This window comes from Pseudomonas sp. BNK-7, assembly GCF_048072025.1.
Lineage (GTDB): Bacteria > Pseudomonadota > Gammaproteobacteria > Pseudomonadales > Pseudomonadaceae > Aquipseudomonas > Aquipseudomonas danubii.
The window spans coordinates 5,242,078-5,266,936 of record NZ_CP182252.1 but is presented as its reverse complement, the minus strand read 5'-3'; the positions used below and the strand labels follow the sequence as shown (position 1 = coordinate 5,266,936).

At 61.8% G+C, this 24,859-nt stretch carries 21 protein-coding genes; 9 read left to right on the top strand and 12 right to left on the bottom strand.

From position 1 onward, the window contains the following. Positions 1-97 precede the first annotated feature (97 nt). From ACMGF8_RS23805 to ACMGF8_RS23775, 7 genes are all read right to left on the bottom strand, one after another. Positions 98-811, bottom strand: a complete 714-nt coding sequence (locus ACMGF8_RS23805) for a hypothetical protein (RefSeq protein WP_146036433.1) — start codon at positions 809-811, stop codon at positions 98-100. A gap of 1 nt (position 812) precedes the next feature. Next, positions 813-5,753 carry an RHS repeat-associated core domain-containing protein gene (locus ACMGF8_RS23800; protein WP_416757372.1) on the bottom strand — a complete coding sequence of 1,647 codons (4,941 nt, stop codon included), beginning with the start codon at positions 5,751-5,753 and terminating at the stop codon, positions 813-815. Between the two features lie 2 nt (positions 5,754-5,755). Next, positions 5,756-6,865 carry a DUF2169 family type VI secretion system accessory protein gene (locus ACMGF8_RS23795; protein WP_207166122.1) on the bottom strand — a complete coding sequence of 370 codons (1,110 nt, stop codon included), beginning with the start codon at positions 6,863-6,865 and terminating at the stop codon, positions 5,756-5,758. Beyond that, positions 6,865-9,060: a type VI secretion system tip protein VgrG gene (locus tag ACMGF8_RS23790; RefSeq protein WP_416757370.1), complete on the bottom strand. Its 2,196-nt coding sequence runs from the start codon at positions 9,058-9,060 to the stop codon at positions 6,865-6,867. The genes ACMGF8_RS23795 and ACMGF8_RS23790 overlap by 1 nt, the downstream gene beginning before the upstream one ends. A 259-nt stretch (positions 9,061-9,319) precedes the next feature. Further along, a complete protein-coding gene (locus ACMGF8_RS23785) occupies positions 9,320-10,384 on the bottom strand; it encodes an NAD(P)/FAD-dependent oxidoreductase (protein ID WP_416757368.1) in 1,065 nt (354 codons plus the stop codon). Between the two features lie 139 nt (positions 10,385-10,523). After that, a complete protein-coding gene (locus ACMGF8_RS23780; RefSeq protein ID WP_416757366.1) occupies positions 10,524-12,065 on the bottom strand; it encodes an MFS transporter in 1,542 nt (513 codons plus the stop codon). Next, positions 12,062-12,322, bottom strand: a complete 261-nt coding sequence (locus ACMGF8_RS23775) for a hypothetical protein (RefSeq protein WP_207166119.1) — start codon at positions 12,320-12,322, stop codon at positions 12,062-12,064. Before ACMGF8_RS23775 ends, ACMGF8_RS23780 begins: the two co-directional genes overlap by 4 nt. 104 nt (positions 12,323-12,426) lie before the next feature. Here ACMGF8_RS23775 and ACMGF8_RS23770 point away from each other — a divergent pair, with 104 nt between their 5' ends. From ACMGF8_RS23770 to ACMGF8_RS23760, 3 genes are all read left to right on the top strand, one after another. Further along, positions 12,427-13,308, top strand: coding sequence for a LysR family transcriptional regulator (locus ACMGF8_RS23770; protein WP_416757364.1), 882 nt, complete (start codon positions 12,427-12,429; stop codon positions 13,306-13,308). A gap of 76 nt (positions 13,309-13,384) precedes the next feature. Further along, entirely contained in the window at positions 13,385-13,762 is a 378-nt protein-coding gene (locus tag ACMGF8_RS23765) for a VOC family protein (RefSeq protein WP_102864918.1), read from the top strand. Positions 13,763-14,108: 346 nt separating this feature from the next. Then, positions 14,109-15,671 carry a TerC family protein gene (locus tag ACMGF8_RS23760; RefSeq protein WP_102864919.1) on the top strand — a complete coding sequence of 521 codons (1,563 nt, stop codon included), beginning with the start codon at positions 14,109-14,111 and terminating at the stop codon, positions 15,669-15,671. 76 nt (positions 15,672-15,747) lie between these two features. Here the strand turns inward: ACMGF8_RS23760 and wecB are convergent, their stop codons facing one another. Then, on the bottom strand, positions 15,748-16,899 hold the full coding sequence (wecB, locus tag ACMGF8_RS23755) for a non-hydrolyzing UDP-N-acetylglucosamine 2-epimerase (RefSeq protein WP_207166116.1): 1,152 nt from the start codon (positions 16,897-16,899) through the stop codon (positions 15,748-15,750). 295 nt (positions 16,900-17,194) lie between these two features. Here wecB and ACMGF8_RS23750 point away from each other — a divergent pair, with 295 nt between their 5' ends. Next, positions 17,195-17,662, top strand: a complete 468-nt coding sequence (locus ACMGF8_RS23750; RefSeq protein ID WP_102864921.1) for a DUF6368 family protein — start codon at positions 17,195-17,197, stop codon at positions 17,660-17,662. 109 nt (positions 17,663-17,771) lie between these two features. On the opposite strand, the gene ACMGF8_RS23745 is transcribed toward ACMGF8_RS23750, so the two are convergent. Beyond that, entirely contained in the window at positions 17,772-18,344 is a 573-nt protein-coding gene (locus ACMGF8_RS23745; RefSeq protein ID WP_207166115.1) for a type 1 glutamine amidotransferase family protein, read from the bottom strand. 354 nt (positions 18,345-18,698) lie between these two features. Between ACMGF8_RS23745 and ACMGF8_RS23740 the strand changes: the two genes are divergently transcribed. The 4 genes from ACMGF8_RS23740 to ACMGF8_RS23725 all read left to right on the top strand — a co-directional run bounded on the left by ACMGF8_RS23740 (position 18,699) and on the right by ACMGF8_RS23725 (position 22,789). Then, positions 18,699-19,523: a hypothetical protein gene (locus tag ACMGF8_RS23740; protein ID WP_102864923.1), complete on the top strand. Its 825-nt coding sequence runs from the start codon at positions 18,699-18,701 to the stop codon at positions 19,521-19,523. Positions 19,524-19,659: 136 nt separating this feature from the next. Continuing rightward, positions 19,660-20,442 carry a hypothetical protein gene (locus ACMGF8_RS23735; protein WP_146036434.1) on the top strand — a complete coding sequence of 261 codons (783 nt, stop codon included), beginning with the start codon at positions 19,660-19,662 and terminating at the stop codon, positions 20,440-20,442. A gap of 177 nt (positions 20,443-20,619) precedes the next feature. Beyond that, complete coding sequence (locus ACMGF8_RS23730) at positions 20,620-22,053, top strand: RtcB family protein (RefSeq protein WP_102864925.1); 1,434 nt, start codon at positions 20,620-20,622, stop codon at positions 22,051-22,053. A 190-nt stretch (positions 22,054-22,243) separates the two neighbouring features. Beyond that, positions 22,244-22,789 (top strand): hypothetical protein, encoded by a 546-nt coding sequence (locus tag ACMGF8_RS23725; RefSeq protein WP_146036435.1) that lies wholly within the window; start codon positions 22,244-22,246, stop codon positions 22,787-22,789. A 71-nt stretch (positions 22,790-22,860) separates the two neighbouring features. On the opposite strand, the gene ACMGF8_RS23720 is transcribed toward ACMGF8_RS23725, so the two are convergent. The 3 genes from ACMGF8_RS23720 to ACMGF8_RS23710 form a co-directional block, all read right to left on the bottom strand. Then, entirely contained in the window at positions 22,861-23,286 is a 426-nt protein-coding gene (locus ACMGF8_RS23720; RefSeq protein ID WP_102864927.1) for a type II toxin-antitoxin system HicB family antitoxin, read from the bottom strand. Between the two features lie 50 nt (positions 23,287-23,336). Next, on the bottom strand, positions 23,337-23,516 hold the full coding sequence (locus tag ACMGF8_RS23715; RefSeq protein ID WP_102864928.1) for a type II toxin-antitoxin system HicA family toxin: 180 nt from the start codon (positions 23,514-23,516) through the stop codon (positions 23,337-23,339). A gap of 89 nt (positions 23,517-23,605) precedes the next feature. Further along, positions 23,606-23,872, bottom strand: a complete 267-nt coding sequence (locus ACMGF8_RS23710; protein ID WP_207166114.1) for a hypothetical protein — start codon at positions 23,870-23,872, stop codon at positions 23,606-23,608. A 432-nt stretch (positions 23,873-24,304) separates the two neighbouring features. Between ACMGF8_RS23710 and ACMGF8_RS23705 the strand changes: the two genes are divergently transcribed. Further along, on the top strand, positions 24,305-24,694 hold the full coding sequence (locus ACMGF8_RS23705; protein ID WP_102864930.1) for a RidA family protein: 390 nt from the start codon (positions 24,305-24,307) through the stop codon (positions 24,692-24,694). The last annotated feature ends 165 nt before the right edge of the window (positions 24,695-24,859 follow it).

Sequence of the window (24,859 nt, the reverse complement as noted above, 5' to 3'; positions counted from 1 at the left end):
CTGAGGCGGTTGTAGTGCTGGTGCAGGTTGAAGCCAGCCGTGCTGCTGCACTGGGTGTCTCATACTTTTAAATTGATAATTATAAATTTATTTAGGCTCACAAATAAAAATCCAACAATTCGATTATTGATTTTTCAATAATCCTCCGCCTGCGATTGCACCTTATAGCTTTAAGGTGAGGTAATATTTCTTTGCTTAACTCCAAAACCAATGACTCCATGCTCTGATTCAGTTCGTCAAGTCTATTGTCTGACATGATTGCTAAATATTTTTCCATCAGGCAATACTCTGCATGATTCGGCTCTTTGATCAGATCTAAGTTTTCGTCAACTGACCCACAAAGGTAACGGATTGGGTTTTTTAATCGATATCCGCAATATTTATTTTCTGAAAAGATAAAGCTAAAGTCTTTTTTTATATGTATGTGAGTGACGCTTGAAGAGGGAGTGAAATTTAGACAGGTCAGTTCTTTTTTTTCTGCATTAAAGTTTCTTAGCTTTGTAGGTTCTAATAAAAAATGTTTTGGGTTTTTAAGTTTTATTTCACCCCAGCAAGATGAGTGTTCACTTAAATTATTTTTTGTATTTTTATTGGGGACGGAAAGTTCGGAATTTACGAGGTCGCCATAAATATTAAACAAAAAAAACTCTGAGTTTTCAGATATCCAATGTTCAGAGCCAATGCCTGGTTTTCCATTTGAGAGAGAGATGACTGATGAGTTTCCCCCGAAAGCATACTTTATTGTGAAATTCTCATAAATGGTATGAGGTAAGGGGTAAGTTTTAATCTGCATGCATGAAATATTAAGCATATTATATCTTCGTTGCTGGAGGTAGAAAGCCACCATTAGGTTTGGGGATGCTTCCTGATGCAATCATTTCAGACGTTATCGGTATTCCGGGATCAGAAGGCGCGCCTCCATAAATGGCTGCTCCGCTTTCACCACGCGGACCTCCTTGACCATAACTAGTAATTACGTTGCCCTGAGCCCCACCCTTACCATGAGTTACAACAATGTTCCCGTCTTTATGGAAGACTAAATTTCCATTTTTGGCTTGATATACGTTTTCTGGATTACTAAGAATATCCAACTCAGTATCATGTCCCAACCTCCCGTGATAGTCTTTTCCTCGTCGAATTTTCCCATTTGAGGCATTTTCTTTGATTTTCGCTGCGGCTTCTTTTGGGCATGTTGCCAGCCCCAGCGGATCAATCCAACTATTCGGATTATCCACATACCCCTGCGGCCGAGTCCCACCCCCCAGCCCCAGCGGGTCCGGACTCAAATACTGCGCAGTCTCCGGATCGTAGTACCGGTGCCGATTGTAGTGCAGGCCACTCTCTTCGTCGTAGTACTGACCCGGAAAGCGAATCGGGCAGGTGGTCTTGTTGATCGGCACCACATTGCTGCTGGCGAACTCGTCATTCGCGGCTTGCCACAGTCGCGCTTGCCCCCAGACGCTGGGGCTGTTGCTCCAGCCCAGTTGGCCGCTTTCGTCCAGTAGCTCTCTGGGCGTGCCGAGGTGGTCGGTGACGATGTACCAGAGTTTTTCGCCTTGCTGTTGCGCCAGCGGGGTGATGCCGCCCGGGGCGTAGCTCCAGCGGGTGGCGTGTTCGAAGGCGACGGTGCCGTCGGCGTAGATGGGCGCGGCTTCGAGCAGTTGTTCGCCGCTCCACAGGTATTCCTCGCCGATGATGTGTTGTTCGCTGTGGGCGTAGTGTGTGCCGCGTTTGTTGCTGCGGCTGAAGTTGAACTTGCGCGTGCGGCGACCAAAGGCGTCGTACTCGTAGCGCCAGTGTTCGTTGTTGGGGGTGTAGAGGTCGGTGAGGCGATTGTCGCTGTTCCAGCGGTATTGCCAGCGCTGGGGGCGGAAGCCGTGGCGGTCGACGATTTTTTCGGCCAGGCGGCCGCAGGCGTCGTAGCGGTAGCGGTTGGCCCCGGACTTGACCACGCGCCCGCCTTTTTGCTCGGCCTTGACGCCCATGCCCTTTGCGCTGTGGATCTGCCCTTCGCTGAGCAGATTCAGGGCGTTGTCGTAGAGCCATTGCTGCGGCTGGCCCTGGCCCAGGTGGGCGGCGATCAGTTGCTGGTTGGCGTTGTAGCGGTATTGGCTCTGGCCCCAGCGGTTGTCGTCGATCTGGATCGGGTTGAAGGCTTTGTCGTAGCGGTAGTGGCGTTCGACAAAGGAGGTCGCTGCTGCGCCGGCCTTTTGCTCGGTCAGCAGGCTGAGGCTGTTGTAGTGCTGGTGCAGGTTGAAGCCGACGGCGCTAGTGCGCTGGATGTCGCGGCCCAGGGCGTCGCGGCTGATCTGCAGCGGTGCATGGCCGGCGATCAGCAGTTGCGCCAGGCCGCCATTGCGGTCGTGCTGCCACTGCACCTGGGGCAGGGCAGCGAAGGCTTCCTGGGCGTTGGCCTGTTCGGCGATGGCACCGGCTTGCTGGCCGATGGGCAGGCCGCTGGCGGGGTCGTACTGGTGTTCGATCAGGCGGCCATTGATGCGTTCGCTGAGCAGGCGGCCCACGGCGTCGCGTTGGTATTCGATACGGGCGCCCGGGCTGTTGACGCCGATCAGGTGTCCGACGTCGTTGTAGTTGAACTCGGTCTGTTCGCTCAGTTCGCCGTTGGCCCGGTAGTGAGCGATGCTCAGCAGGCGCGCACTGGCGATGTCGTAGTGGTAGGCCACGCGGGCGCCGTCGGCGCAGTGTTTTTCGCTGAGCCAACCGACGGCGTTGTAGCAATAGCGGGTGAGGGTGCCGGCGAAGTCGCGTTCGGCGATCAAGCGCCCGGCCTTGTCGTAGGCGTATTGATACACGTCGCCGACGCCATTGGTCAGGCGGGTCAAGCGGGTGAGTCTGTCGTAGTCCAGGGTCAGGCTTTGCCCGCCGGGGTAGGTGAGCTTCTCCAGCAGGTCGAAGGCGCCGTAGGCGTAGCGGGTGCGATGGCCTTCGCCGTCGATGAAGCGGGCCAGTCGGTGTTCGCTGTCGTAATCCCAGTGTTGTTCGGTGCCATCAGCCAGGGTCACGGCGCTGAGGGAGCCACGGGGATGGGCGTGCTGGCTGTGGTAGGCATAACGGGTGATATGCCCCAATGCGTCTTGCTGTTGGAGAGGGCGGCCCAGGGTGTCCAGCTGTACGCGGCTGATCTGGCCGTCCGGTTGCTGGATTTCGCTCAGGCGCTGTTTGCGGTCGTAGCGGTAAAGGGTCTGGGTGCCCTCCGGCCAGGTCTGGCTCAGCAACTCGCCATGGGCCCCGTGTTGGTAAGTGGTGGTACGCCCGTCGGGGTCTTTGACGCTGCTGAGGTTGCCCTGGGCGTCGTACGCCATTTGCCAGGTGACACCGTCGGCGGCGACGTAGCGCGTCAGCAGGCCTTGGGCGTTGTAGTCAAAGGTGTGCCGGGTGCCGTCCGGGTTGATTTGGGTCAGCAGCTCGCCGAAGTCGCTGTAGCGGTAGGTGGTGGTGCGACCCAGAGGGTCGGTGGTGGCGACCTTGTTGGTGTATTCGTCCCACTCGGTGAGCCATTCATGGCCCAGCGCATCGATTTTGCGCACCACCAGGAAGTCGCTGTTGTAGTAGTGCCGGCTGCATCCGCCTTCAGCGTCGTGGTAGTCCGTGCAGCGGTTGGCCTCGTGGTACTCGAAGCGATCGGTGTAGTGCCCGCTGTCGGCATGGGTGCGAATGACTCGCCCTTTGGCGTCGTAGGCAATGTGGAAATGGGTTTTGTCGGTGTCGTGCCACTGGGTCATGTGCCCGGCGTTGTTGTAGGCGTGATAAAGGGTGCCGAATTGATGGCTGGCGCAGTCGGTCAGCATGTTGTGTTGCGCATAGCGGCAACTGAGCAAGCGGCGCGGGTGTTGTTCGCCGTCGTGCAGGGTGATGCCTGTCAGCAGGCCTGTGCTGCTGAGCTCGATGTGCAACTGATAGCCGTCGCTGTGCTCGATACGCTGCAACCGCTGCTGTGGATCGTAGATAAAGCGGATGCGGTTGCCGTTGCCGTCTTCGATAGCGGTCAGGGGGCGAGTGTGGTTCGGGCTGTGGGCAAAGCTCAGGGTCTGCTGGGTCGCGCGGTCATACAGGCGCAAGGTGCCGGAACGTTGGCCGCTGAGCAGGTAGCGACCGTTGCGCCGGTTGTGGGCCTGGACTTCGTCGTCCGGCGCCTCGTAGTCCAGGGTGCTGCCATCGACGGTGTGATAGGTAATGCGCAGGCGATCGAGCACCAGGTGCTGGGACCAGTCGTCGGCCCATTTAAACCCCAGTAACCCATGAAAACTGGCCCGCGAGCGATACAGGCGCGAGAGTTTCAGCGGGATGCTGCCGGGGATCTCCAGCACCGGCCAGGTTTGCAGGTAGTCACCGGTGGCGACATCCACCGGTTCGCCTTCCAGGCTGCATTTGCTGGTTTCGCAGTTCTTGCCGCTATCGGAGGTTCTTCCGGTTTTTACCTCTTCTGCGCTGCCGTGCGCGGCGCCCTGGGGGCGGACATGAACGCCGTCGCCGCCGTGGGCCACGGTTTCTGTGCGGTTGGCGTTCTTCAGTGCCTTGGCCGCCTTAGCCGCCTCTGCCGCTTTGCCTGCCTTGAACAGCGTCCAGGGCAAGGTCAGGATCTCCACGCCCGCCCGGGTCACGGCCTCGATGTGATTGCCCTTGGACCAGGCATCGGTGACCGGTTTGACCAAGGCAGAACCCACGGCTTTGGCACCGTTGCTGATGCTTGTTCCGACAGTCCCAGGGGTGATATTGCCCAGGCGCATGTTCTCCGCGAGGATCTGCGCATCCAAGGCACGGCCGCGCAGACCATCGGCGGTGTAGTTGCTCTGCAGGTTCTTGGCTTGCAGCTTGGCCCCGGTGTAGGCCAGTTCACCCAAGCCCATGACGGTGTCTTTGGCAAACCCGGTCACGCCACGGGTGACTTGCGCATCGGCGTCCGCCACCGCCGGAAAGTAATGGGCAATCAGCGGACCCATGGGCGTCGAGCCCAGCACCGCCCCTTGCTTGATGCTGGCGATGCCTTCATCGGCGCTTTTGTTCCAGCCGTCAAAATCGATGTACTTATCCAGCCCATCGATGTCGAGCTGCTGCTTCAGGGCTTCGCGCTCGGCCTCCAGTGCTTGCAGGCGTTCGCTGGTGCGTTCTCCGGGAGGGGCCAGGTCACTCGTCTCGCTGGCAACCGCAGTGGCCGACTGGGCCGTCGTCACAATCTTGCCCAGGGTGCCGCCTACACCGGCGGCGTTGCAGTTGACCAGGCAGGCGCTGTCATGCCGGGCCAGCGGCAGGCCATTGACCTTGACGTTGCCGTGGCCCTCCAGCAGCTTGACGTTGCCCGCGCCCAGCGAGGTACCGGCCACCACGTGGGCGCCGGCATCGGCCTGGACCTGATTGAAGAGGTCCCCCAGCCGATAGACCTTGGTGCCACGGGCCTTGACGTCGCTGGAAGCCAGCAGCGGTTTGTCCAATGTCGCGAACGAGTCGAAAGCCACCACCACCGGTCCGACCCAGCAGAAGTCCGGCACACTGCACACGGCTTGCCATTCACTGCTGTCATGGGCGACGTGGCGCTTGCTGCCCCCTTTGGCGGTGGCGGCCGCGTCCCTATCCACCGGCGCCGACTCGGCGGCTACCGCTTGAGTGGCGGCGGCTTTTTGCGCGTCCAGCTCAGCTTTCAGCTGCTGCAACTCACTGAGCCTGCGCTCATCCATCAAGCGTTGTTCCGCTGCCGCATCATCGGCGCTGTCGGAGATTGTCAATCTGTCCGTCATGTTCAAGCCTTCCCTGGCAACGCGGCGGTGCCTACCAGCGCCATGGTTATCTGGCTGATACCCGCCGTCACGGGCAGGCGCCAGAGCAGCACGGCCTGGCGCTGGTCCAGGTCAAGGCGCAGGGTGTCGAGCACCGGCACGCTGACGAAGGGCTCAGCGTCCGTGCTTTCACACACCACCAGTGGTGCAACTCCGGGCAACCGCATGAGGTAGTCGCCTTCGCTCAGGCAGCCCTTGAGCCGCACGCTCTCATCACCGGTCAGATAGGGCACGGCCACCTGATCGGCCGGGGCGCTCTGGTAAAAGCGTGGGTCGAAGTCGTCCGGCAACAGGGGATAGCGTTCAGCGAGCCATTGCGCGTCCAGCGTGCCTTGCAAGTCCACGCGCGGCTGCCACCAGCGCGCCAGCGCGGTCAGGCCCACGGGCTGCAAACGCTGCGAGGGGGCTTTGTAGGGATGTGCTGGGTCTTCAATCTGAGGGGCGGGCAGGCTGTCCAACTGCGCGATCTGTGCTTCGATGCGTTGGCGCACCGAAGCCTCCAGGGTGTTCAATTCAGCCGCGCTCGGCAGCCAGCCACAACCGGCGGTGTTGCTGGGGTAGCTGACGCTGGGAATCGGTGTCTGCCCGGGTGACGGCTCGGGGTCGTAGAAGCAGCCGCCAAACGCCAGGCGGTAATCCAGCGTGACCTTTTCCACCTTATCGGGGGCACCGAGCGTCCAGCCCATCAGCCCTTTGTGCACGGTGCGCGGACCATGGACCTGCAAGCTCTTGCGCACCGCTCCGACCTGCACCTCGACCGGCCAGTTCGTGCGCCACTGCCCCTCAGCGCTGTGCACGCTGCCTTGCAGCAGCACATCGGTGCCGGGCTTGCCCAACAGCAGATCGCCTTCTTCGGCGATCACCGCTTGCAAGGGAAAAGTGGCTATCGGTCCATCGAAGCGATCGCCGAGGACAATCGCGCTCTGATCTGCACTCAAGGGCATGGCCAAGCCCTGCGCAAAATCAAAGGTGCCGCGAATCACCAGGATGTCCGTGGGCACGCCCGCCGGGGTAGTTTTTTCATACAGCAGGTGTGGCAGCCCGGTGTGGTTCTCGATGTGGATGACGCCCATCACCAGCTACCGTCGATCAAGAGCGGCATGGCATCGGTCACATCCAGGCCTTTGAGCTGGGTGGTTTCGGCGTCCACCGGCAGGTTCGGCGCCGGTTGTGCGGTGCCGCTGTTGAGGTGCACGTCTGCGGGGGCATCGGCGTTGACCGTGTTGCCTGCCACCAGATGAATGTCCGGTCCGTCGAGGTAGATCCCGGCATCGGTGATCACCACTTTCGAGCGTCCGACCTGCAAGGTGATGCTTTCACCGTCCAGCTTGATGCTCGATCCTGGTCCGCTGGCCTCCGGCGCAGGCTCCTCACCCGCAGGCGGTGCGGCACTTTGCACGCTGCCATCGCCGACCTTGAGGCTGTAGGACGTGCCCACCACCGTGCTCTGGCTACGGCCCACCTGGGTGCTCTGGTTGATCCCCACCAGGGTGTTCATGTGCAGGCCGACGTTCTGGCTGTAGACCGTGCCGATGTTCATCATCTTGGCCAGCCCGACGTTTTGCAGAGAGGCCAGGTTGATGGTCTCGGTCTTGAAGCAGTCGACATTGATCGACCAGTTGCGCTTGATGCGATCACGTTCGTGGCGGTCGATGGTCTTGGTGCGATCACGTCCGACCCAGTGGGTTTCGTCGTGTTCGACTTCGATGTTCTGATCCCTCTCCGCGTGGACGTAGATCTCTTCGGCGCCCTTTTTGTCCTCGATGCGCAACTCGTTGGAGCCATTGCCGCCCAGGCTGCTGCGGGTCTTGAACACGCTGCGGGTCTTGTTCGCCGGCAACGGATAAGGCACGGGCGTGTGCTGGTTCGGTACGCAGCCGGTCACCAGGGGCTGTTCGGGATCACCGCCGATAAAGCTCACCAGCACTTCCATGCCGATCCGCGGGATGATCACGTGGCCAAAGCCTTCACCGGCCCAACTGGTGGCCACCCGCACCCAGCAGCTGGAGAACTCGTTGCGCTCGCCTTCGCGGTCCCAATGAAACTGAATCTTTATCCGTGAGAATTCGTCACACCAGATTTCCTCACCGGCAGGGCCGGTCACCAGCGCGGTCTGGCTGCTCAGGCGAGGCTTGGGGGCGGGTTCTTTTGGCCGAAAGAAGGTGTCCCAGGGGATGGCGCTGAAGCGGTTGCGGTAACCCTGGGTAAAGCCACCGTGGCGGTCGTCGCTGGTGACCGACTCTTCCAGCACCTGCGGTTGTCGACCCTCATGCTCAACGCTGACCAGCAGCCACATCTGGTTGTATTCACCGCGCGGATGCTCGCTAAGGGTGACCAGATGGCCGCAGCGAAAGCTCGACAGATCACTCTGCCCCTTGGCCAGCTGGTAATCGGCGCGATGGCCTTCAAGGGCGATCTGGCTCAGTTGCTGGCCCACCGCGCCTGCGCTGTAGCGGCCCGGATAGCGATAGTCCTCAAGGATTGGTAGCGCCTCGCTCTGTGCGCAGCTGTGCAGGGTGCTGGGCACCGGATCGAGCGGGGCGCCGCTTGAGGCGCTGCGCGGGTCGGGCTTTTTCAGGTTGTAGTCGCGGCGCACCACCTGGCTGGTGCGGGTGCTGAAACGCACCGCGAAATGGCTGACCACCGGGTCTTCGGCGGCCAGGCCACTGCCTTGCTGATAGCGCGCGGTGGCGAGGATCGGGTAGTCGGTCTGGTTGTCGGAAAATACCAGCAGGTGCTGGTCGAGGCTGTGTTCGTGGTGCCAATGAATGCCGTCTTCGAAGCACAGGCGTTGCACAAACTGGAAATCCGTCTCCCCGTATTGCACGCAATACACCCTGGGTACTGAAGGCTTGGGAGCAATGTTGAAGCGGTATTGGTCGGCGAGGATGCCGTGTTCCTTGAGCACCTTGGCAATGATCTGCGGCACCGTCAGGTTCTGGTAGACCCTTTGGTTGTGGCGGTGCTGCAACTGATAAAGGTGAGGACGCAGGATCAGGTGATAGCGGGTCATGCGCTTGCCGCTGTCGCCGATTTCGATGTCGTCGATCAGGCCGTGGATGCCTTCACCCTTGAGGCCGAACTGCAGGAACGCCGGTTGGTTGAGCAGGCTTTCCAGATCGACGTTGGGGTTGTCCGAAACCAGCTCGATATGGATCGCATACAGCTCGCTGATGGCTTCGCGACCCTTGAAGGCCAGTACCTTGAAATCGTGGCGAACGGCAGGGATGGACAGCACGAAATGCGCAGTGTCGGCCGGCGCGAACATAGGCTCATCCTTAAGCGTGAGAGAGGCCAGACCCGCGCCGTACCTGGCCCGGGTGCAAAGTGGCGCTCAACCTAGCAAAGGGTGCGCAAAAACTAATATGGGATGAGTCTGGAAAGTCGCTTGAAATTTCCGGACCTGACTTTGCTGTCCGCAACCAGGAGTCAGGGATGGTTGAGCCACTCAGGTCATGACCCGGCTCAAGCTCACGGGTGGCTTGATTCGAAGAACGGACACCCGATGACGAGCCCGCTGAACCCCGTCAGCCCAGACGTGCCGGGCGGCACGAGGCAAGCTCGGCAGAGCATTGGCCCAGCAGCAACTCCTGGCTGACCAGGCGGCCGACGGTGGGCGCCAGGGTCACCCCGGCATGCATCACCGCCAGGTACAGGCCCAGGTACTGCTGGCTCGGGCCAATGATCGGCAACTGATCACAGGGCATTGGGCGTTGACCGACCTCAACGCTGCGCAGGGTTATCTTCTCGGCGCCGCGGAACAGTCGGCGGATCGTGGCCATGGCTTGCTGCGCTATGGCCTCGGGCCCTTGAGGACCGCTGTCGTCGATGTAGTCTTCCGCCGCCAGCAGGCTGCCGTCCGCCGCTTCGCGAATCTCCAGCAGGCTGTTGGAAACCAGGGTCTTGACCAGGCCGCGCGGGGCATCGAAGCGGATCAGGATCGACGGCGAGGCCTGCACCGGCAGCTGGATTCCCAGGGGCGCCAACAGGGCAGGGGTGGCGCAGCCCGTTGCCAGGACGATGTGCTCGGCTAGGTAAGGCCCGGCCGCAGTGGTGATGCCGAGCACGCGCCGGCCCTCCACCAGCAACCCCTGTACCGGCGTCTGGGTCAGCACCCGGGCGCCGTGGGCCCGGGCCCCTGCGAGCAGCGTCTGGGTGGTGGCTACCGGGTCGAGGCTGCCTTCGCCGGGGGCGTATCGGGCTCGTTGCGGTAGTTCCTGCAGATTGGGTTCAAGCGCCCCGATCCGGTCACGGTCGATCCAATGGGCGGACGACATCGGCCCCTGGGTATCGGTGTCTGTCGAGTCCGGGCCGGTTTCGGCATAAGTCAGTGCTCCGGTCCATTGAATCTGTAACTGGGGCAACTCCTGCTGCAGGCGTCGATAGTCCGCCAGCGCCAGGGAGCGCAGCGGCCGAGCGGCTGCCGGGAACTCGCCGTGGGGGTTGATCCAGGCAAAGGAGTGGCGGGTGACCCCGGAGCCGGGACTGGCTTGCTCGACCACCGTGACCTGCGCGCCCTGTCTGGCCAGGTGGTAGGCGATGGATGCACCGACAATGCCGGCACCGACCACAATCACGTTTGTAGGCTTCACACTGACCTCGTCTGCTGAAGGCCGTACCTTAGCCGGCCATTTGTTGTTCAAGCCATGTGTTTATTGTTCTGAAATTGCAAGCAGCGGGCCGCTGCCCATCTGGGCGGCGGCCCAGAGAGCCGATCGGCATCCCCATGCCTCATTGGGTTTTCAGCACCAGGCCTTGGGCTTGGGGCAGGGGGTTGCGCATCAACCGGCCCACCACCAGGGCCCCAAGCAGGGCGAGAATGCCTGCCACCGTCAGTACCAGCCCGAAGCCGCCGACAAAGGCTTGCTGGGCCAGGGGTTCAATCAGGGCGCGGGTGCTTTCCGGCAGGCTCGCCAAGGCACCCTGCATATCCCCGGCCACCACCCGCGAGGCGATGTCCGGCGCCTGGACCAGCCAAGGCCCGGGCACCTGGCTGAGGCTGCCTTGCAGTCGTTGCAGGGTATGGCTGGCCAACAGCGCACCGAACACGCCGATGGCCAGCATGATGGCGCTGAAGCGCATGGTGGTGCTCATGCCCGAGGCCATGCCGGTGCGTTCCCGGGGCACGCAGGCCATGATGTTTTTCTGCGTGTCGCCGTTGAGCACGCCGGCCCCGGCACCAGTCACGGCAATCGCCGCCGCGAAGCTCAGGTAGCCCCCGGCATGCACCGCCCAGGCACTGAGCAGGTTGCCGCAGCCCACCAGGGTCAGCCCGGCGGCCATCAGGGCGGCAGGGCTGTAGCGCCCGGCGAGACGGGCACCGATGCGTGGGCAGATCAGCATGGTCAGGGCAAAGGGCAGCATGCCCAGGCCTGAGGCAATGGCGGAGAAGCCCAGACCGTTCTGCAGGTAGAAGGGCAGCAGGGTCATCATCACCTGGGCACAGCCGGCGTAGGCGAACATGCCCAGCAGGGCGCCGATGAACCGCGGATGGCGAAACAGTTGCAGGTCGACCATGGGCCGGCGTTGCAGGCGCTCGATCAGCACGAACAGCCCCAGCAGCGCCACTCCGGCCAACAGGCGGGTGGAGGTGGCTGGGTGGCTCCAGCCGATGCGGTTGGCTTCGATCAGGCCCCAGATCAGGCACAGCAGGCTGGCGCTGAAGGCCAGGCTGCCCCAGGGGTCCAGGCGCGCCGCCTGGGTATCCCGGGATTCCGGTACGTTGCGCAGCACGCTCCACAGCAGCAGGGCGCCTACCGGCAGGTTGAAGTAGAAGATCCAGCGCCAGCCGAAGTACTCGGTGATCAAGCCGCCGACCGTGGGCGCGGCGGTCATGGCCATGCCCATGCAGGCTCCCCAGAAGGCCCAGGCCTTGGCCCGTTCCGCTTCGTCATGGAAGGTATGGCCGATGGAGGCCAGGGCCGAGGTTAGAAGCAGCGCCGCGCCCACGCCCTTGAGGGCCCGAGCGAGGTCCAGCAGCAGGGCGTTGGGGGCGGCGCCGCAGCCCAGGGAGGCGAGGATGAACAGGCCCAGGCCGCAGAGCAGGGTCCTCTTGCGTCCGAAGCGGTCCGCCAGGCTGCCCGCCGGCAGCAGCAGGGCGGCGAAGGCCAGCATGTAGGCACTGACCACCCATTCGATATCGGCGAAGTTGGCCCCCAGGTCGCGGGCAATGCTCGGCAGGGCCACGGCGACGATGTTGGTGTCCAGGACGATCAGCGAGCAGACCCCGGAAGCAGTCAGCAGGGTCAGGCGGGGATTGATCAGGCGGCTCATGACGCTGTCCGCCGACTGAGGATGGACAGTGCTTTCAGTTCGATGCTCGCCACCACCGGTACCCCGTCATCGAGGATGACCACTGCACAGGAGCAGCCTCTGGCCTGGGTGGTTTGCTGGCCGGCCTTGAGGGGGATTGGGGGGCTGTTCAAAGGCAGGATTGCTTTGTGGGCAACGTTGGCTTGGATCTCTGCGGCCACGGCGCTCTGCAGGCAGCAGCAGGCGATCATTGCCAGAATCAGGGGTTTGACGCGCATGGCAAAGGCTCTCTACTGTGAAGGTCCGCTCAGCTTATCCCGGCCTTTGTGGGTCTTTGTTAGCTGCTGGCGGTCAGTTCGTTACCTTTGAGCTAATGCCCTTTATGGAAATTCGTCACTTTCGCTACTTCCTGGCGGTGGCCCGGCAGCGCAATTTTACCCGCGCGGCCGAGCAACTGGGGATTGCCCCGCCGACCTTGAGCCGACAGATCCAGGACATGGAGAAGACCCTCGGTACGCGGCTGTTTGTGCGACAGCAGCGCGAGGTCAGTCTGACCGAGGCCGGTGCCACTTTGCTCCTGGAGGCCGAAGCCACGGTGCGCCAGTTCGAGTTCGCCCAGCGCAACGCCCAGCGTGCCGGGCGCGGAGAGATCGGCCATATCGAGCTGGGCTATGTGGCCTCGGCGGTGTATTCCGGGTTGTTGCAGAAGCAGGTGCAGAGCTTCAGCCGCGACTGCCCGGACGTCAGCCTGAATGTGCGCGAGTGTCCGATGGCAACCCTGCCGGCGCGGATTGCCGACGGACGTCTGGACGTCGGCTACATTCGTTCGCCCATGACCCTGCCCGACGGCGTGGAGGCCATTCGCCTGGACGCCGAGGGGTTTGTCCTGGCGCTGTCCGCCGAGTCCTGGCTGTGCCGGCTGCCGCAGATCGCCTCCGAGCACCTGCTCAATGAAACCTTCATCCTTCCTGAGCAGATCAGCGGCACCTTGCAAGTGGCGGCCCAGGGGGCCTATGCCCCCAAGCTCGGTGCCCAGCCCGGCGGCCTGGTGGCGGTGCTGGCCCTGGTTTCCCTGGGGCAGGGCGTGGCGGTGGTGCCCGAATCGGTGGTGGGGCATTTGAGCCTGCCCCATGTGGTGTACCGGCCGATCGGCGGCAGTTCGGCGTCGTCCTGGCTGTCGCTGATTTACCGGCGTTTCGAGCAGGCGCCGGCGGTAGTGCGCTACATCGACCAGGTCAAGCGCGAGTACCGGCGTTCGGCCTGATACGGCATGTTCAGCACTGCGCCCGGCGAGCATAATCCGCCGGGCTATTTCTCTTCCTTCAGGAGCTGCGTCCTTGATGATCGACCACCTTGACCACCTGGTACTGACTACCATCGATCCTCTGGCCGCCGAGGACTTTTACGTTCGGGTGCTAGGTATGCAACTGCAAACCTTTGCCGGCGGGCGCAAGGCCTTCAAGTACGGCCAGCAGAAGATCAACCTGCATGTACGTGGCCAGGAGTTCGAACCCAAGGCCCACCTGCCGGTACCGGGAGCGCTGGACCTGTGCTTTATCGCCAGCGTGCCCCTGGAGCAGGTGATTGCCCATCTGCGCCGAGTCAACTGGCCGATCATCGAAGGCCCGGTGGCGCGCACCGGAGCCACGGGACCGATCCGCTCGGTGTACCTGCGGGACCCGGACTTGAACCTCATCGAGATTGCCGAGCGGGTGTAGGCGGTTTGAGGGGGTGTCCCGGCTAAACTTTTGTAATGATTTCCCGCTGGGGAAAAGTGCCGCTGCCCCTGTAACCTCCAAGTCCGTTTTTTCACTCAGGACTTGCATGAACACGCTCTCGGAGCCCCCCAGTCGGCGCTCTTTCTTCGCTTTGCCCCATGACTTCTCGCGCCATCCGGCCCCATTGAGACGCAGACGCTCAGGCAGTCATTCTCCCGGCCGTACATCCCCGGCCTTTGCCACTCCCCGTACTGACCAGCCCGTCACCCAGGTTGCACCTGTCCTGCACCTTGGTGCTTCGTCGCGCCTGGCCGTTTGAATTTTCTGGAGAACTTGAGTCGTCGTTATGGAATGGATCGCAGACCCCACGGCCTGGCTTGGCCTTTTGACCCTGATTGTCCTGGAGCTGGTGCTGGGCATCGACAACCTGGTGTTTATCGCCATCCTCGCGGACAAGCTGCCGCCGGAGCAGCGTGACCGCGCCCGCTTGATCGGCCTGTCCCTGGCACTGCTGATGCGTCTGGGCCTGCTGGCCAGCATTTCCTGGATGGTGACCCTGACCCAGCCGCTGTTCGAGGTGTTCGACAAGAGCTTTTCCGGCCGCGACCTGATCATGCTGTTCGGTGGTGTGTTCCTGTTGTTCAAGGCCACCATGGAGTTGCATGAGCGCCTGGAGGGGCATGTCAGCCAGCGGGCCGGCAGTGCAACCTACGCCTTGTTCTGGCCGATCGTGGCGCAGATTGTGGTGCTCGATGCGGTGTTCTCCCTGGACGCGGTAATTACCGCCGTGGGCATGGTGGAGCATCTGTCGGTGATGATGATCGCGGTGGTGGTTTCCATCGGTGTGATGATCGTCGCCAGCAAGCCGCTGACCCGTTTCGTCAACGAACACCCGACAGTGATCATGCTGTGCCTGGGCTTTTTGATGATGATCGGCTTCAGCCTGACCGCCGAAGGCCTGGGCTTCCATATTCCCAAGGGCTACCTGTACGCGGCCATCGGCTTCTCGATTCTGATCGAGGTGTTCAACCAGATCGCCCGGGCCCGCCGCAAGAAGTCCATGCAGGGCCTGCGCCCGATGCGTGAGCGCACGGCCTATGCGGTGATGCGCCTGCTGGGTGGCCGCAAGCTGGCAGCGGAAGAAGTGGGTGAGGAAATTGCCGATTTGCTGGAAGACGGTGATGCGCCGAGCAGCGAGCTGTTCGACCGCCGCGAACGGGTGATGATCAGCGGCGTACTGCAGTTGGCGGAGCGGCCGATCCGTACGCTGATGACGGTGCGCGCCGAGGTCGACTCCATCGACCTCACGGACAGCCCGGAGAGCATCCGGACCAAGTTGATGCACTCGTCCTATTCGCGCCTGCCGCTGATTCGCGACGGTGCGGTGGATGAGCCGCTGGGCTTCGTGCACAAGAAGGAATTGCTCAAGGAATACCTGGCCGGCAACGAGCCGAACCTTGAGCACCTGGCGCGCAAGACCATCAACCTGCTGGACAGTTTTTCGATCCTCAACGCCCTGGAACAGATGCGCAAGGCGTCGACCCACATCGCCTTCGTGATCAACGAGTTTGGCGACTTCATGGGCATCCTGACCATGACCGACATTCTCGAATCCATTGCCGGCGAGCTGCCGGATGCCAGCGAGGTCGAAGGGCCGGATGTGGTGGAAGACGAGGGTAGGTTCCTGGTCAATGGCGCCCTGAACCTGCCCCAGGTGCGCCAGCGTACCGGCTTTGGCGCCGAGCCTACCGAGGACTACCAGACCCTGGCCGGGCTGGTGATGAGCCTGCTGGACCGTCTGCCGGTCAAGGGCGACCGCCTGGAATGGGAGGGTTGGAATATTCAGGTGATGGCGGTGGAAGAGCGCCGCGTGACCCAGGTCCAGCTGTCTCGGCAGGTGCCTGCCTGACGGGAGAAGTCCTGGAGTTGGCGCTGCAAGGTGCTATGCCGTTGCGCGGCTTGAGCGCAGAGGTTCAGGCCCAGGTTCATGCCCTGTCACGCAGGGCTTTTGCCTCCAGCCAGGTGTATAGGTGGCGAGCGATGCGTTCACTGGCATGGCCGTCGCCATAGGGGCTGTGTACTCGGCTCATGCGGGCATAGAGCTCGGCATCGTCCAGCAGTTCGCTGGCATGGTGCACGATGCGTTCGCGGTCGGTGCCCACCAGCAACGCGGTACCGCCCTCCAGCACCGCCGGCCTTTCGGTGACGTCCCGCAGTACCAGTAGCGGCTTGCCGATGGCCGGTGCTTCTTCCTGGATGCCGCCGGAGTCGCTGAGGATGAGGTGCGAGCGCCCCATCAGCCAGACGAAATGCTGATAGTCCTGAGGCGCTATCAGGTAGATGTTGGGCGTGTCCGAGAGCACGCCATGGACCGCGCTCTGCACCTGTGGATTGAGGTGCACGGGGTACACGAACTGCACGTCCGGGTAGCGCCGGGCCAAGGTCGCCACGGCTTCGCAGATATTGCGCAAACCGTCGCCGAAGTTCTCCCGGCGATGGCCGGTTATCAGCACCATGCGCCGCTGGTGTTCCAGCACCGCCAGGGGCGAATCGGCGGCGGGGCGCCACTGGGTCTGTTGCTGGTGATGCCGCATCCACAGCAGCGCATCGACCACCGTGTTGCCGGTGACCTCGATGGTGTCGGCGGGCACGTTTTCCCGCAGCAGGTTGGTCCGGGCCTCGGCGGTCGGAGCGAAGTGCAGGTCGGCGATAATCCCGGTCAGGCGCCGGTTGGCTTCCTCGGGCCAGGGCGCCCTGAGGTTGCCGGTACGCAGCCCGGCTTCGACATGGCCGATGGGCAACTGGCGGTGGAAAGCGGCGAGGGCGGCGATAAAGCTGGTGGTGGTATCGCCATGCACCAGGACGATGTCCGGTTGCAGGCGTTCGAAGGCGGTATCCAGATGGATCAGCAGTTGCTGCGAGAGGCCGTTGAGGGACTGGCCCTGGGTCATCACTTCCAGGTCTTTGTCGACTTGCAGCTCGAAGGAGTCCAGTACCTGTTTGAGCATGTCCCGGTGCTGACCGGTGGAGCAAATGTGCAGTTGCAGACCTGGCCAGTGTTTTAGCACCCTGGCCAGTGGCGCCATCTTGATTGCTTCTGGGCGTGTACCGAAAACCATCACGACTTTAAAAGGCATGTTCCCCTCCTTGGGTGCGATGCGATCGGAACGAAGGTTGAATCAAAGCAGCGGGAACTGCGCTTGTCCAGCCAGGGCGTGTGGGACACATGCCTGGAGTTGGTGCTGGCGGCCAATGGCTCCAGGCGTTGAGTCGCATCAATGTGGCACAGGTTTTTGTACACGTCTGTTGCTGTCTGTATGCTCTCGGTCCGGCGAATGAAGTGATCTGCTCCGGGGCATCGGAGCGGATGCAATCCACCCTGTCTTGCCGCTCCCTATCATGCGGAGGCGGTCCGCTGGAGAAAATCAATCAATGTCCGGGCCGACTGTCAGGGTGCTGTTGCCGCGCAAGATCGATGGCTTGGTCGAAAGCCTGGTGCGCGCCTGCTTGGCCGAGGTTGCAGATCACCCCTGGGCGGGTAGGGGGGCGTTTTTTGTTGAAGGCAGTCCCATGCTCTGCGCGCTGGGGGCCGATTATCCAGAGGAGCTGGCGGAATATGCCGGGCTGGCCGGGGAGCTTGGATGGCTCCCTGAAGGCATCCTGAGCCTGGCGGCCATGGATAAAGATCAGTTGGATCACCAACGACTAGGACAGGCGGCGCTGGCGTTGGTCCGTCGTCTGGATGGCGTGGTGGCCTTCTGCGCCAGTATCCATACCTACACTCGGGATGCCGAATTTCTGGCGGGGCTGGCGATCATCGAGCATGAGGGTGAGAGCATTTTCAGCGCCGCGGACTTTGCGGCTTGGTTGGGCCACCGGGATTTTCGACTGGTGAAATAGTCCACGGCCCCACTGCCACTTCCCCACCACCCGTCCTGGGCGCTGGCTTGACAGCGAAGGCGGCCGTGAGATCGCTTTCGCCGGCAAGCCGGCTCCTGCAAGGGAGAGGTCAGATCTTCTGCTGGTGCTCGGCGGCATGCATGCCGAGGTAGGCGGTCAGGTTGTCGTCGCTGATGCCCAGGGTGCCGAGAATCTGCGCCATGAAGCTCACCGGGGCGCTGCCCGGGGCGGTGATCACGCGCTGGTCCGCCACGGCGTGTGGCACATCCTCATAGTGCGCGGCGCCGGCATAACCCACCGCCAGCAGGTTGGCCGCCGAATTGGAGGTGTGCTTCACCGCGTCCAGCACCCCGGCCCGAGCCAATTCGCGGGTGCCGTCGCAAATGCCGGCGATCACAAGGTGGCGTGCCTGGGCGGCGCGCAGCAGGTCGCCGATGTCCGGCGCCTTGTCGCTTTGCCAGACGCTCCCGCCGCAAACCATCAGCAGATCCACTTCATCCAGACGAATGTCTTCCAGCGCCAGGTCCGGGGTTACCCGCAGGCCGCCCATGGAGGTCACGATAGCGCCCTTGGGGGAAGCGTAACGGCAGTCGAAGCCATAGTAGCCACGGCCGGTGGCGTTGATCAGGGCGGTTTCCCAGTCGGCGAAGTTGTCGCAGATGATAGTGATGGCGCGGGTCATGGAGCTTCCTTGCTTGGGGCGATGAGCGGGTGGGGAGCGCCAGGGTAACCCGTTTTTGCCGGGTGCCTGGAGAAGCTTTTACAGCTCTGGCGACAATCGCCGGCAATTGTCGTTGGCCTTCAACCAGCGAGCTGCCTTAGGCTCTGTACGAAAAGTTTTGAGACGAAGGTCAGGCAAGGCGAAAACGGTCGAGGAAGCGGAGTTTACGGGGTGTAAATGAGCATTCCGAGACCGTTTTCAACGCAGCATCACCGAGTATCAAGGCTTTTCGTACAAAGCCTAGGATCCAGCACCTTGATTTCATTGAGCGCAGTGCAGGGCGGTTCGTCAGTGAACCCATCAAAGGAACTGAACATGTACAACTTTCTGAACGGAACCCCGGCTCAGTGCGGGTTGTTGACCGGCCTTCTTCTGGCGCTGTCCGGTTGCCAATCGGACTTGCCTGGTACCCCGCTGTCCAAGGACGAGCAGCAACGACAGCTGGAGACGCAGTTCTATGCCAACGCGGTGCAGCAGGTGCTGTACCGCGAAAGCCTCAGGGCCAATGCCGAACAACTGATGGGCAGCGTGGAGCTGGTCATGCAGTTCGATCGGCAGAATCAGGTCATCGGTTGTGCGGCGCAGAGCAGCCCCTTGCCTGAAGCGCGGGCCTATCCCTACAACCCGAAACTGGGCGAGATGCTCGAGGGCGTCTGCTGGAACACCGTGTTCCCTCTGGCGCCCGCCGCCGCCTTTGAGCCTGATGGCGTGCTGGAGGTCAAAGGGACGTTGATGTTCCCTCGCTTGACCCTGGAAGGCGAGCAATTGAAGGAGTTTGCCTTCGATACCGCTCAATACGCCAAAGGCCATTTCTTCTGGACGCACACCCTGGCCCAGTTGCCGGTGGACAGCGTCGGAGTGGCCAGTTTTGAGGTCAAGGCCGATCCCCGGGGCCGGGTGCAGGAATGCTGGGTGAACCTGCGGGCGGTGCGCTACCGACCCGAGTCATTCAAGCCCGACAATCAATTGCGCAATCGCGTCACCCAACTGTGTGAGCAGTTGGACCTGCGGCAGATGCCGGGTTTTGCGGCCGAGCAGGGCCAGGCGCGGCCGATCCATGCCAGCGTGTTTTACACGCCGTGGAAAGGCGGGCCGAACAAGGCCGCGCAGCGTGTGCAGGCAAGCGGCGCTGAACCTTGAGTCTGGCTGGTGCGCATTGGTGATGCAGATTTTACTAAAGCTTCGGCTATTGGTTCGTTCAGTGATTGAGCCGACCCTTTCCGGGGCGCGGGGCGTGGCCCTTGCGCCCGGTCATTGATCAATGAGTTCCCTATTCATGTCATTAGCATTCTTGCGCACCTCGACCCTGGCCTTGCTGACTCCGGCCGTGCTGACCCTGGGCGCCTGCCAGAGCAAGACTCCGGAGCAGAGCGCCGCCCAGGCCCTGGAAACCCAGAAAAGCCTGGAATTCTCTGTCGCCATCAGCGAAGTGCTGAGGCGCAACATCATGGCCGCCAACCTTCAGGGCCTGAGCGGCGCGGTGGAGTTGCGGATCAAGCTCAATCGGCAGAACGAAGTGCTCGACTGCACGGTACGCCCCGGCAGCGGTGATGTTTCCCAGGTCCTGGCCACCCCAACCCTGCTGCACCTGGCCCGACAGGTGTGCTGGAACACCCTGTTTCCTGCCGCCGCGCCTGAGGCCTTTGGCGATGGGAACGTCATCAAGGCGATTGCCAACCTGGAGTTTCCGCACCCCAGCCAATTGCCCAAGCGTGAGCGTCAGGCGTATCGGCTGAGTTCCAGCCTCTATCAGCAAAGCCGGTTCTTCTGGGAGCAGGCCGTCGTCGGGTCGGGCATCGACAGCATCGGCGTGGCCAGTTTCCACTACAGCGCCAATGCCCAGGGGCAGGTCCGGGAATGTCTGGTAAACCTGGAGCACAGCGCGTTCCGGCCGGAAGCGTTCAAGGCCGACGCCACCCTGCGCCAACGCTTGACCCAGCGCTGCCAGCAGCTGGATCTGCGGCAGATGCCGGGCTTTGTCAGTCAGCCCGACGGCCTGAGCCGCGGTGAGGTGCTGGTGGAATACATGCCGTGGCGCGGCGGCCCGGCACCGCACTGACGCCACGCCGTCCGGCAGGCACCTCCCCAGGTGCCTGGGCAAAGAATTTCCCCCGGGCTATTTACATCCACGCCGTCATTCCCCATTATCCGCGCCGTCTAAGTTTCGCTGCTGACCAGACAATTCCAGCCACCAAAAGGGTGGTTGTTTTGTTGCGTCCAAGAAAAGCAGTTGAAAATGACCAAGACTCCTCTGAAAAGAATTCAGCACAAGCTCGCCCGTTCCGGGGTGGCCATCGAACGCCTGAATTCCAATTCCCTCTCCATCTCTTCGATCAATGACGCCGGGCTCAAGGTGGATCTGTTGCTGCCCGAAAGCTTTGCCATCGAAGAAAAAGCCGTCCTGCAACTGATGGATTTCGCCAAGGTGGCTCACCCCCATGGCGGCGAAGTGAAGTGCGCCTGCGCCACGCCGGACTTCCACACCGGCAGCCCGATCCCGGTGGGCAGCGTGATTGTCACCAGTCACGACATGGTGGTGCCGCAGGCCATCGGCACCGACATCAATTGCGGCATGCGCCTGCACAAGCTGGGGCTGAACTACGAGCAGTTCATGGCGCAGAAAGCCAAGTGGACCGCCCTGGTACGCGGCGATCTGCTGGAGGGCACGCGCAACATTCCCACCAGTCCAATGGCCATGACCGCGCTGTTTCAGGCCGGGCTCGGGGATTTCTGGGCCCAGGTGCAGCAGCAGGACCCGATCGGGTTGTTTGCCGGGGCGGACTTCGCCCAGCTGCAACGTGAGCTGTCGGGTTTGCATGAGTCGTCGTTCGCTCGCGGCAGCGCCGACTACGCGCCAGAAGCCTTGCAGGATCGCTCGCGCAAAATCCTCCGCGACCCGGGCCTGGGTTCCCTGGGCGGCGGCAACCACTTTGTCGAGATCCAGGTGGTCACCGAACTGGTGGATCGTCAGGCCTGCTTTGCTCAGGGCCTGTCGGTGGGGCAGGTGGTGATGATGATCCACACCGGCTCGCGCGACGTGGGCTTCTATGTCGGGCGGCGCTGGATGGACAAGGCCAAGGCCCTGTGGCCGGCGGGGATCAAGCACCCTGATTCGAAGATCTTCGCCCTGTTTGGCGAGATGGCCGACGAGTACCTGCTGGCCATGCACAGCGCTGCCCACTACGCCGACGCCAACCGCGCGTTGATCGCCGAGATGGTGCGCCAGCGCACCCGGCAAGTGTTTGGTGCGGGCATCGAAGCGCCGCTGATTGTCGATGTGCCGCACAACATCGTGCTGCGCGAAGAGGGCGGCAATGTGCATCGCAAAGGCGCGACACCGGCCTATGCCGGGCAGCCGCTGCTGATTCCGGGGAGCATGGGGCATGACTCCTACCTGCTCACCGGGCTGGGCAATGAGCGCTGGCTGCGTTCGGCCAGCCACGGCGCCGGGCGCTCGATGTCGCGCAGCGAGATCGTGTTCAAGGCCAAGAAGGACAAGGCGTTCCTCGGCTTGCAGGGCGTGGAGTGCATCACCACCAAGGAGGAGCGGATGATCGAAGAGGCGCCAGGGGCCTACAAGGAAATCGGCCAGGTGATCCAGTCCCAGGTGGAAGAGGGCACGGTGTCGGTGATGGCGCGGTTTTCGCCGATTCTGACCTTCAAGGCGTAAGCGCGCTGGGCGGGTGCGGGCGGGGATGGTTTTCGGGTTTGCCGTGCAACGGTGCGGCCGATACATTGTCGCCCCTCCCGGCCTGTTCGCTCCGAGCGGTGCCGTTGCAGTTGTCTGCGGTCGCAAAAGCCCAGGATGCGGTAGCCGCTGGGGTGTTTGCCTGTTTGTGATCAACCTTCGGTGCTTAAGCATGAATCAAGATGAAAACCTGAAGCACGATGCGCTAGCGCCATTGACCGCTGCCAGCGAGTTTGTCGTCGACAAGCAGCCCCTTGCCGAACTGCTTGCCGTGCTTGCCCAGTGTGGCGAGGTGGTGTCCTGCTTCTTCAAGCCTGATCCCGCCATCAAGGTGTTGGGTGAGAGGCCGCGACTGGCCGAGTTTCTCGAGCGTTTCAGCGGCCTCGCCAGCTCGACGGCCATCGGGCAGATCGAGCCTGAATTCGGGCCCTGTTCCATGCTCAATCGATACGAGTTCGAGGGCTCGTTACTGGCGGCGCTGCTGCGGGGCGGGTGTCATTCGTCCAGCCGTGGAGGGTCCGTGGCCAATGCCCGCCAGGTGGTGTTCGAAGCGCTGGATGCTGTGTTTCCGGCGCCGTTTTCCGAGCTGGTGGTGTATCGGTTCGATAGTCCTGATTGGTGTGAGTTGACCAGGGGGGCGGCTATTTCTTCTGCCTATGTCGCCTGCCAGGGGGCGCGGAATCTGTGGTGGGTGTTGTGCGTGGCTGATGTTGATTGAGGCCCGGTGCGGCTAACCCGGCCTCCTGCCGGGTTGCCCACGGATCAATGCCTGCGTTCGGCCATTTTGGGCTATGCCGCCTCCACTGATACTGCAAGACGTTTACCTAGGGCTGCCAGGGCATTTTCCAGCTGTTCCATTTTGGAGCTGTGTAGAAAGTCCACTAGGCGATCTCCCTGGGCCTGGTGGATTCCGAGCAGTCGGCATAGATCGGCCTTGCGCATGTCCCGCTCCATCATCGTGTTCCACAGCGCTATCTTGGCCACGGTCACCATTGGCAAATGAATGACCTGTTCCCCTGGTAGCGGCGCGGAGGCCGGGGGAATGGCGCGGCGCTGGTCGACGTAAAGGGACAGAGTGGTTTCGAGCGCGTCGATGGCCTGGTTGATGGCGTGCTCAGGATCATCGCCAAAGCTATTGAGTTCGGGCAGATCGCGGCAGAAGACCGCCAGTCCCGGTGCACGGTCTTGCTCGAAGCGAAGGGCGTAGTCGTACATGGTCACTCCTCGGAGGCGATATTTCAGCATGCAGAGAATGGATGTGAGTCCTAGAGCCCCAATTGCCTGATGATTGCCTTGCGGGTGGGTTCGGGCATTTCCTTGCTGCCGTGATCCGCGAAGGTGGTCTGGTTGCCGTTTGGGGCCTTAACTTTGAAGTGGCTGCCTTTACCGGCCTCGAAGACCACGCCTTGAGCTTTCAACCATCGTCTGAATTCGCTGAATTTCATCACCTCGCCTCATGGCTTGGATTTCTGCACGGTACAACATTCATATTTTTGTACAACACTTGTGTGTTGTTTTTTGCGAAACCTGACCATTACTCCCGGGGCAGATCCATTGCCCGTTGCTCAACTGCATGCAACACATCGCAGCCGTCCTGTAACAACAGTGTCGCCTCGCTGGAGAAGCGCTTCAGGTCGAGGTGATCGGCATTGCGGCTGGTCATGTCGGTAACGCTGTCCAGCATGCCCCGGGCGGCGCGGATGCGCAGGCCGGCGTAGGTCAGCAGGTCGAGCAACGGCGCTTGTGGGTTGATCAAGGCGACGGGGTGGTCGGTGGTGCAAGTGAAAGGTTGGAGATCCATCGCAGTGACGCTCCATGAAGGAATACTGAAGTGTGCTCATGGAGATTCGGACGGCCAAATCCGGTCGCGGACTGCTGCGACGCAACGGAATGTAGAAGGTGGCGAGCAGCATCACCAGGCATTCGGGCGTGCCTTCAGCAAATACAGAAATGCCTGACATTGGCTGATGGCCGTTTCTCATTTCTCCATTCCTCGTTCCGGAAAGTTTTTCCATCCCCCCTGTTATCTCCTTTGTGCTCCATGGCACACTCTGGCGCCTGTTCCGCTATTTGATATTTTATTCTGTTATAGCGGAATTTATTTGTTCCACGCCTGTGCGTTTCCAGGCCATCGCGGGTTGCTGCGGCAGAGTTTGCGCAGAAGTCCGCGGCGAGTCGGGTGACGCTCGGGCAGGGCGGCCAGATGGTCAATCTTCAACCAGGAGAATCGCTCATGAGCATCACCCGTTACGGCACCGGCAGCACCGCAGGCGGTGGCCAGCCGCGTCCTTTCGCTCGCGCCGTCGAAGCCGATGGCTGGCTGCATGTGTCCGGCCAGGTGCCGGCGCTGGATGGCGAGATCATTCACGGTGGGATCGTCGAGCAGACGCATCAGACCATGCGCAATCTAGTGGCCATTCTCGAAGAGGCCGGGTACGGCCTGGAGGATGTGGTGCGGGTTGGCGTGTGGCTGGAAGATCCGCGGGATTTCTGGAGTTTCAACAAGGTGTTCGGCGAGTACTTCAAGCCCGAACACGCGCCGGCCCGGGCCTGTGTGCAGGCCAGCATGATGGTGGACTGCAAGGTCGAGATCGATTGTGTGGCCTATAAGAAGAAGCCTTGAGTGCGCTTCTGTAGCCGCTGTCGAGCCTGGGCGAGGCTGCGATCGACCGCAACGCGGGCGCAGGGTGGATGAGATCGCTGCGGCCCCGGCGACGGCGTGTCGCTCAGGGCGTTCGCAGCCTGCGGCAGCGGCTACAGGGATTGTGTTTTGCATAGGGGTGGGTAG

What these genes read in the sequence shown, in the direction of transcription:
- ACMGF8_RS23805 (WP_146036433.1), bottom strand. Translation starts at nt 811, where the DNA reads ATGCTTAATATTTCATGCATGCAGATTAAAACTTACCCCTTACCTCAT.
- ACMGF8_RS23800 (WP_416757372.1), bottom strand. Translation starts at nt 5,753, where the DNA reads ATGACGGACAGATTGACAATCTCCGACAGCGCCGATGATGCGGCAGCG.
- ACMGF8_RS23795 (WP_207166122.1), bottom strand. Translation starts at nt 6,865, where the DNA reads ATGGGCGTCATCCACATCGAGAACCACACCGGGCTGCCACACCTGCTG.
- ACMGF8_RS23790 (WP_416757370.1), bottom strand. Translation starts at nt 9,060, where the DNA reads ATGTTCGCGCCGGCCGACACTGCGCATTTCGTGCTGTCCATCCCTGCC.
- ACMGF8_RS23780 (WP_416757366.1), bottom strand. Translation starts at nt 12,065, where the DNA reads ATGAGCCGCCTGATCAATCCCCGCCTGACCCTGCTGACTGCTTCCGGG.
- ACMGF8_RS23775 (WP_207166119.1), bottom strand. Translation starts at nt 12,322, where the DNA reads ATGCGCGTCAAACCCCTGATTCTGGCAATGATCGCCTGCTGCTGCCTG.
- ACMGF8_RS23770 (WP_416757364.1), top strand. Translation starts at nt 12,427, where the DNA reads ATGGAAATTCGTCACTTTCGCTACTTCCTGGCGGTGGCCCGGCAGCGC.
- ACMGF8_RS23765 (WP_102864918.1), top strand. Translation starts at nt 13,385, where the DNA reads ATGATCGACCACCTTGACCACCTGGTACTGACTACCATCGATCCTCTG.
- ACMGF8_RS23760 (WP_102864919.1), top strand. Translation starts at nt 14,109, where the DNA reads ATGGAATGGATCGCAGACCCCACGGCCTGGCTTGGCCTTTTGACCCTG.
- wecB (WP_207166116.1), bottom strand. Translation starts at nt 16,899, where the DNA reads ATGCCTTTTAAAGTCGTGATGGTTTTCGGTACACGCCCAGAAGCAATC.
- ACMGF8_RS23750 (WP_102864921.1), top strand. Translation starts at nt 17,195, where the DNA reads ATGTCCGGGCCGACTGTCAGGGTGCTGTTGCCGCGCAAGATCGATGGC.
- ACMGF8_RS23745 (WP_207166115.1), bottom strand. Translation starts at nt 18,344, where the DNA reads ATGACCCGCGCCATCACTATCATCTGCGACAACTTCGCCGACTGGGAA.
- ACMGF8_RS23740 (WP_102864923.1), top strand. Translation starts at nt 18,699, where the DNA reads ATGTACAACTTTCTGAACGGAACCCCGGCTCAGTGCGGGTTGTTGACC.
- ACMGF8_RS23735 (WP_146036434.1), top strand. Translation starts at nt 19,660, where the DNA reads ATGTCATTAGCATTCTTGCGCACCTCGACCCTGGCCTTGCTGACTCCG.
- ACMGF8_RS23730 (WP_102864925.1), top strand. Translation starts at nt 20,620, where the DNA reads ATGACCAAGACTCCTCTGAAAAGAATTCAGCACAAGCTCGCCCGTTCC.
- ACMGF8_RS23725 (WP_146036435.1), top strand. Translation starts at nt 22,244, where the DNA reads ATGAATCAAGATGAAAACCTGAAGCACGATGCGCTAGCGCCATTGACC.
- ACMGF8_RS23720 (WP_102864927.1), bottom strand. Translation starts at nt 23,286, where the DNA reads ATGTACGACTACGCCCTTCGCTTCGAGCAAGACCGTGCACCGGGACTG.
- ACMGF8_RS23715 (WP_102864928.1), bottom strand. Translation starts at nt 23,516, where the DNA reads ATGAAATTCAGCGAATTCAGACGATGGTTGAAAGCTCAAGGCGTGGTC.
- ACMGF8_RS23710 (WP_207166114.1), bottom strand. Translation starts at nt 23,872, where the DNA reads ATGGATCTCCAACCTTTCACTTGCACCACCGACCACCCCGTCGCCTTG.
- ACMGF8_RS23705 (WP_102864930.1), top strand. Translation starts at nt 24,305, where the DNA reads ATGAGCATCACCCGTTACGGCACCGGCAGCACCGCAGGCGGTGGCCAG.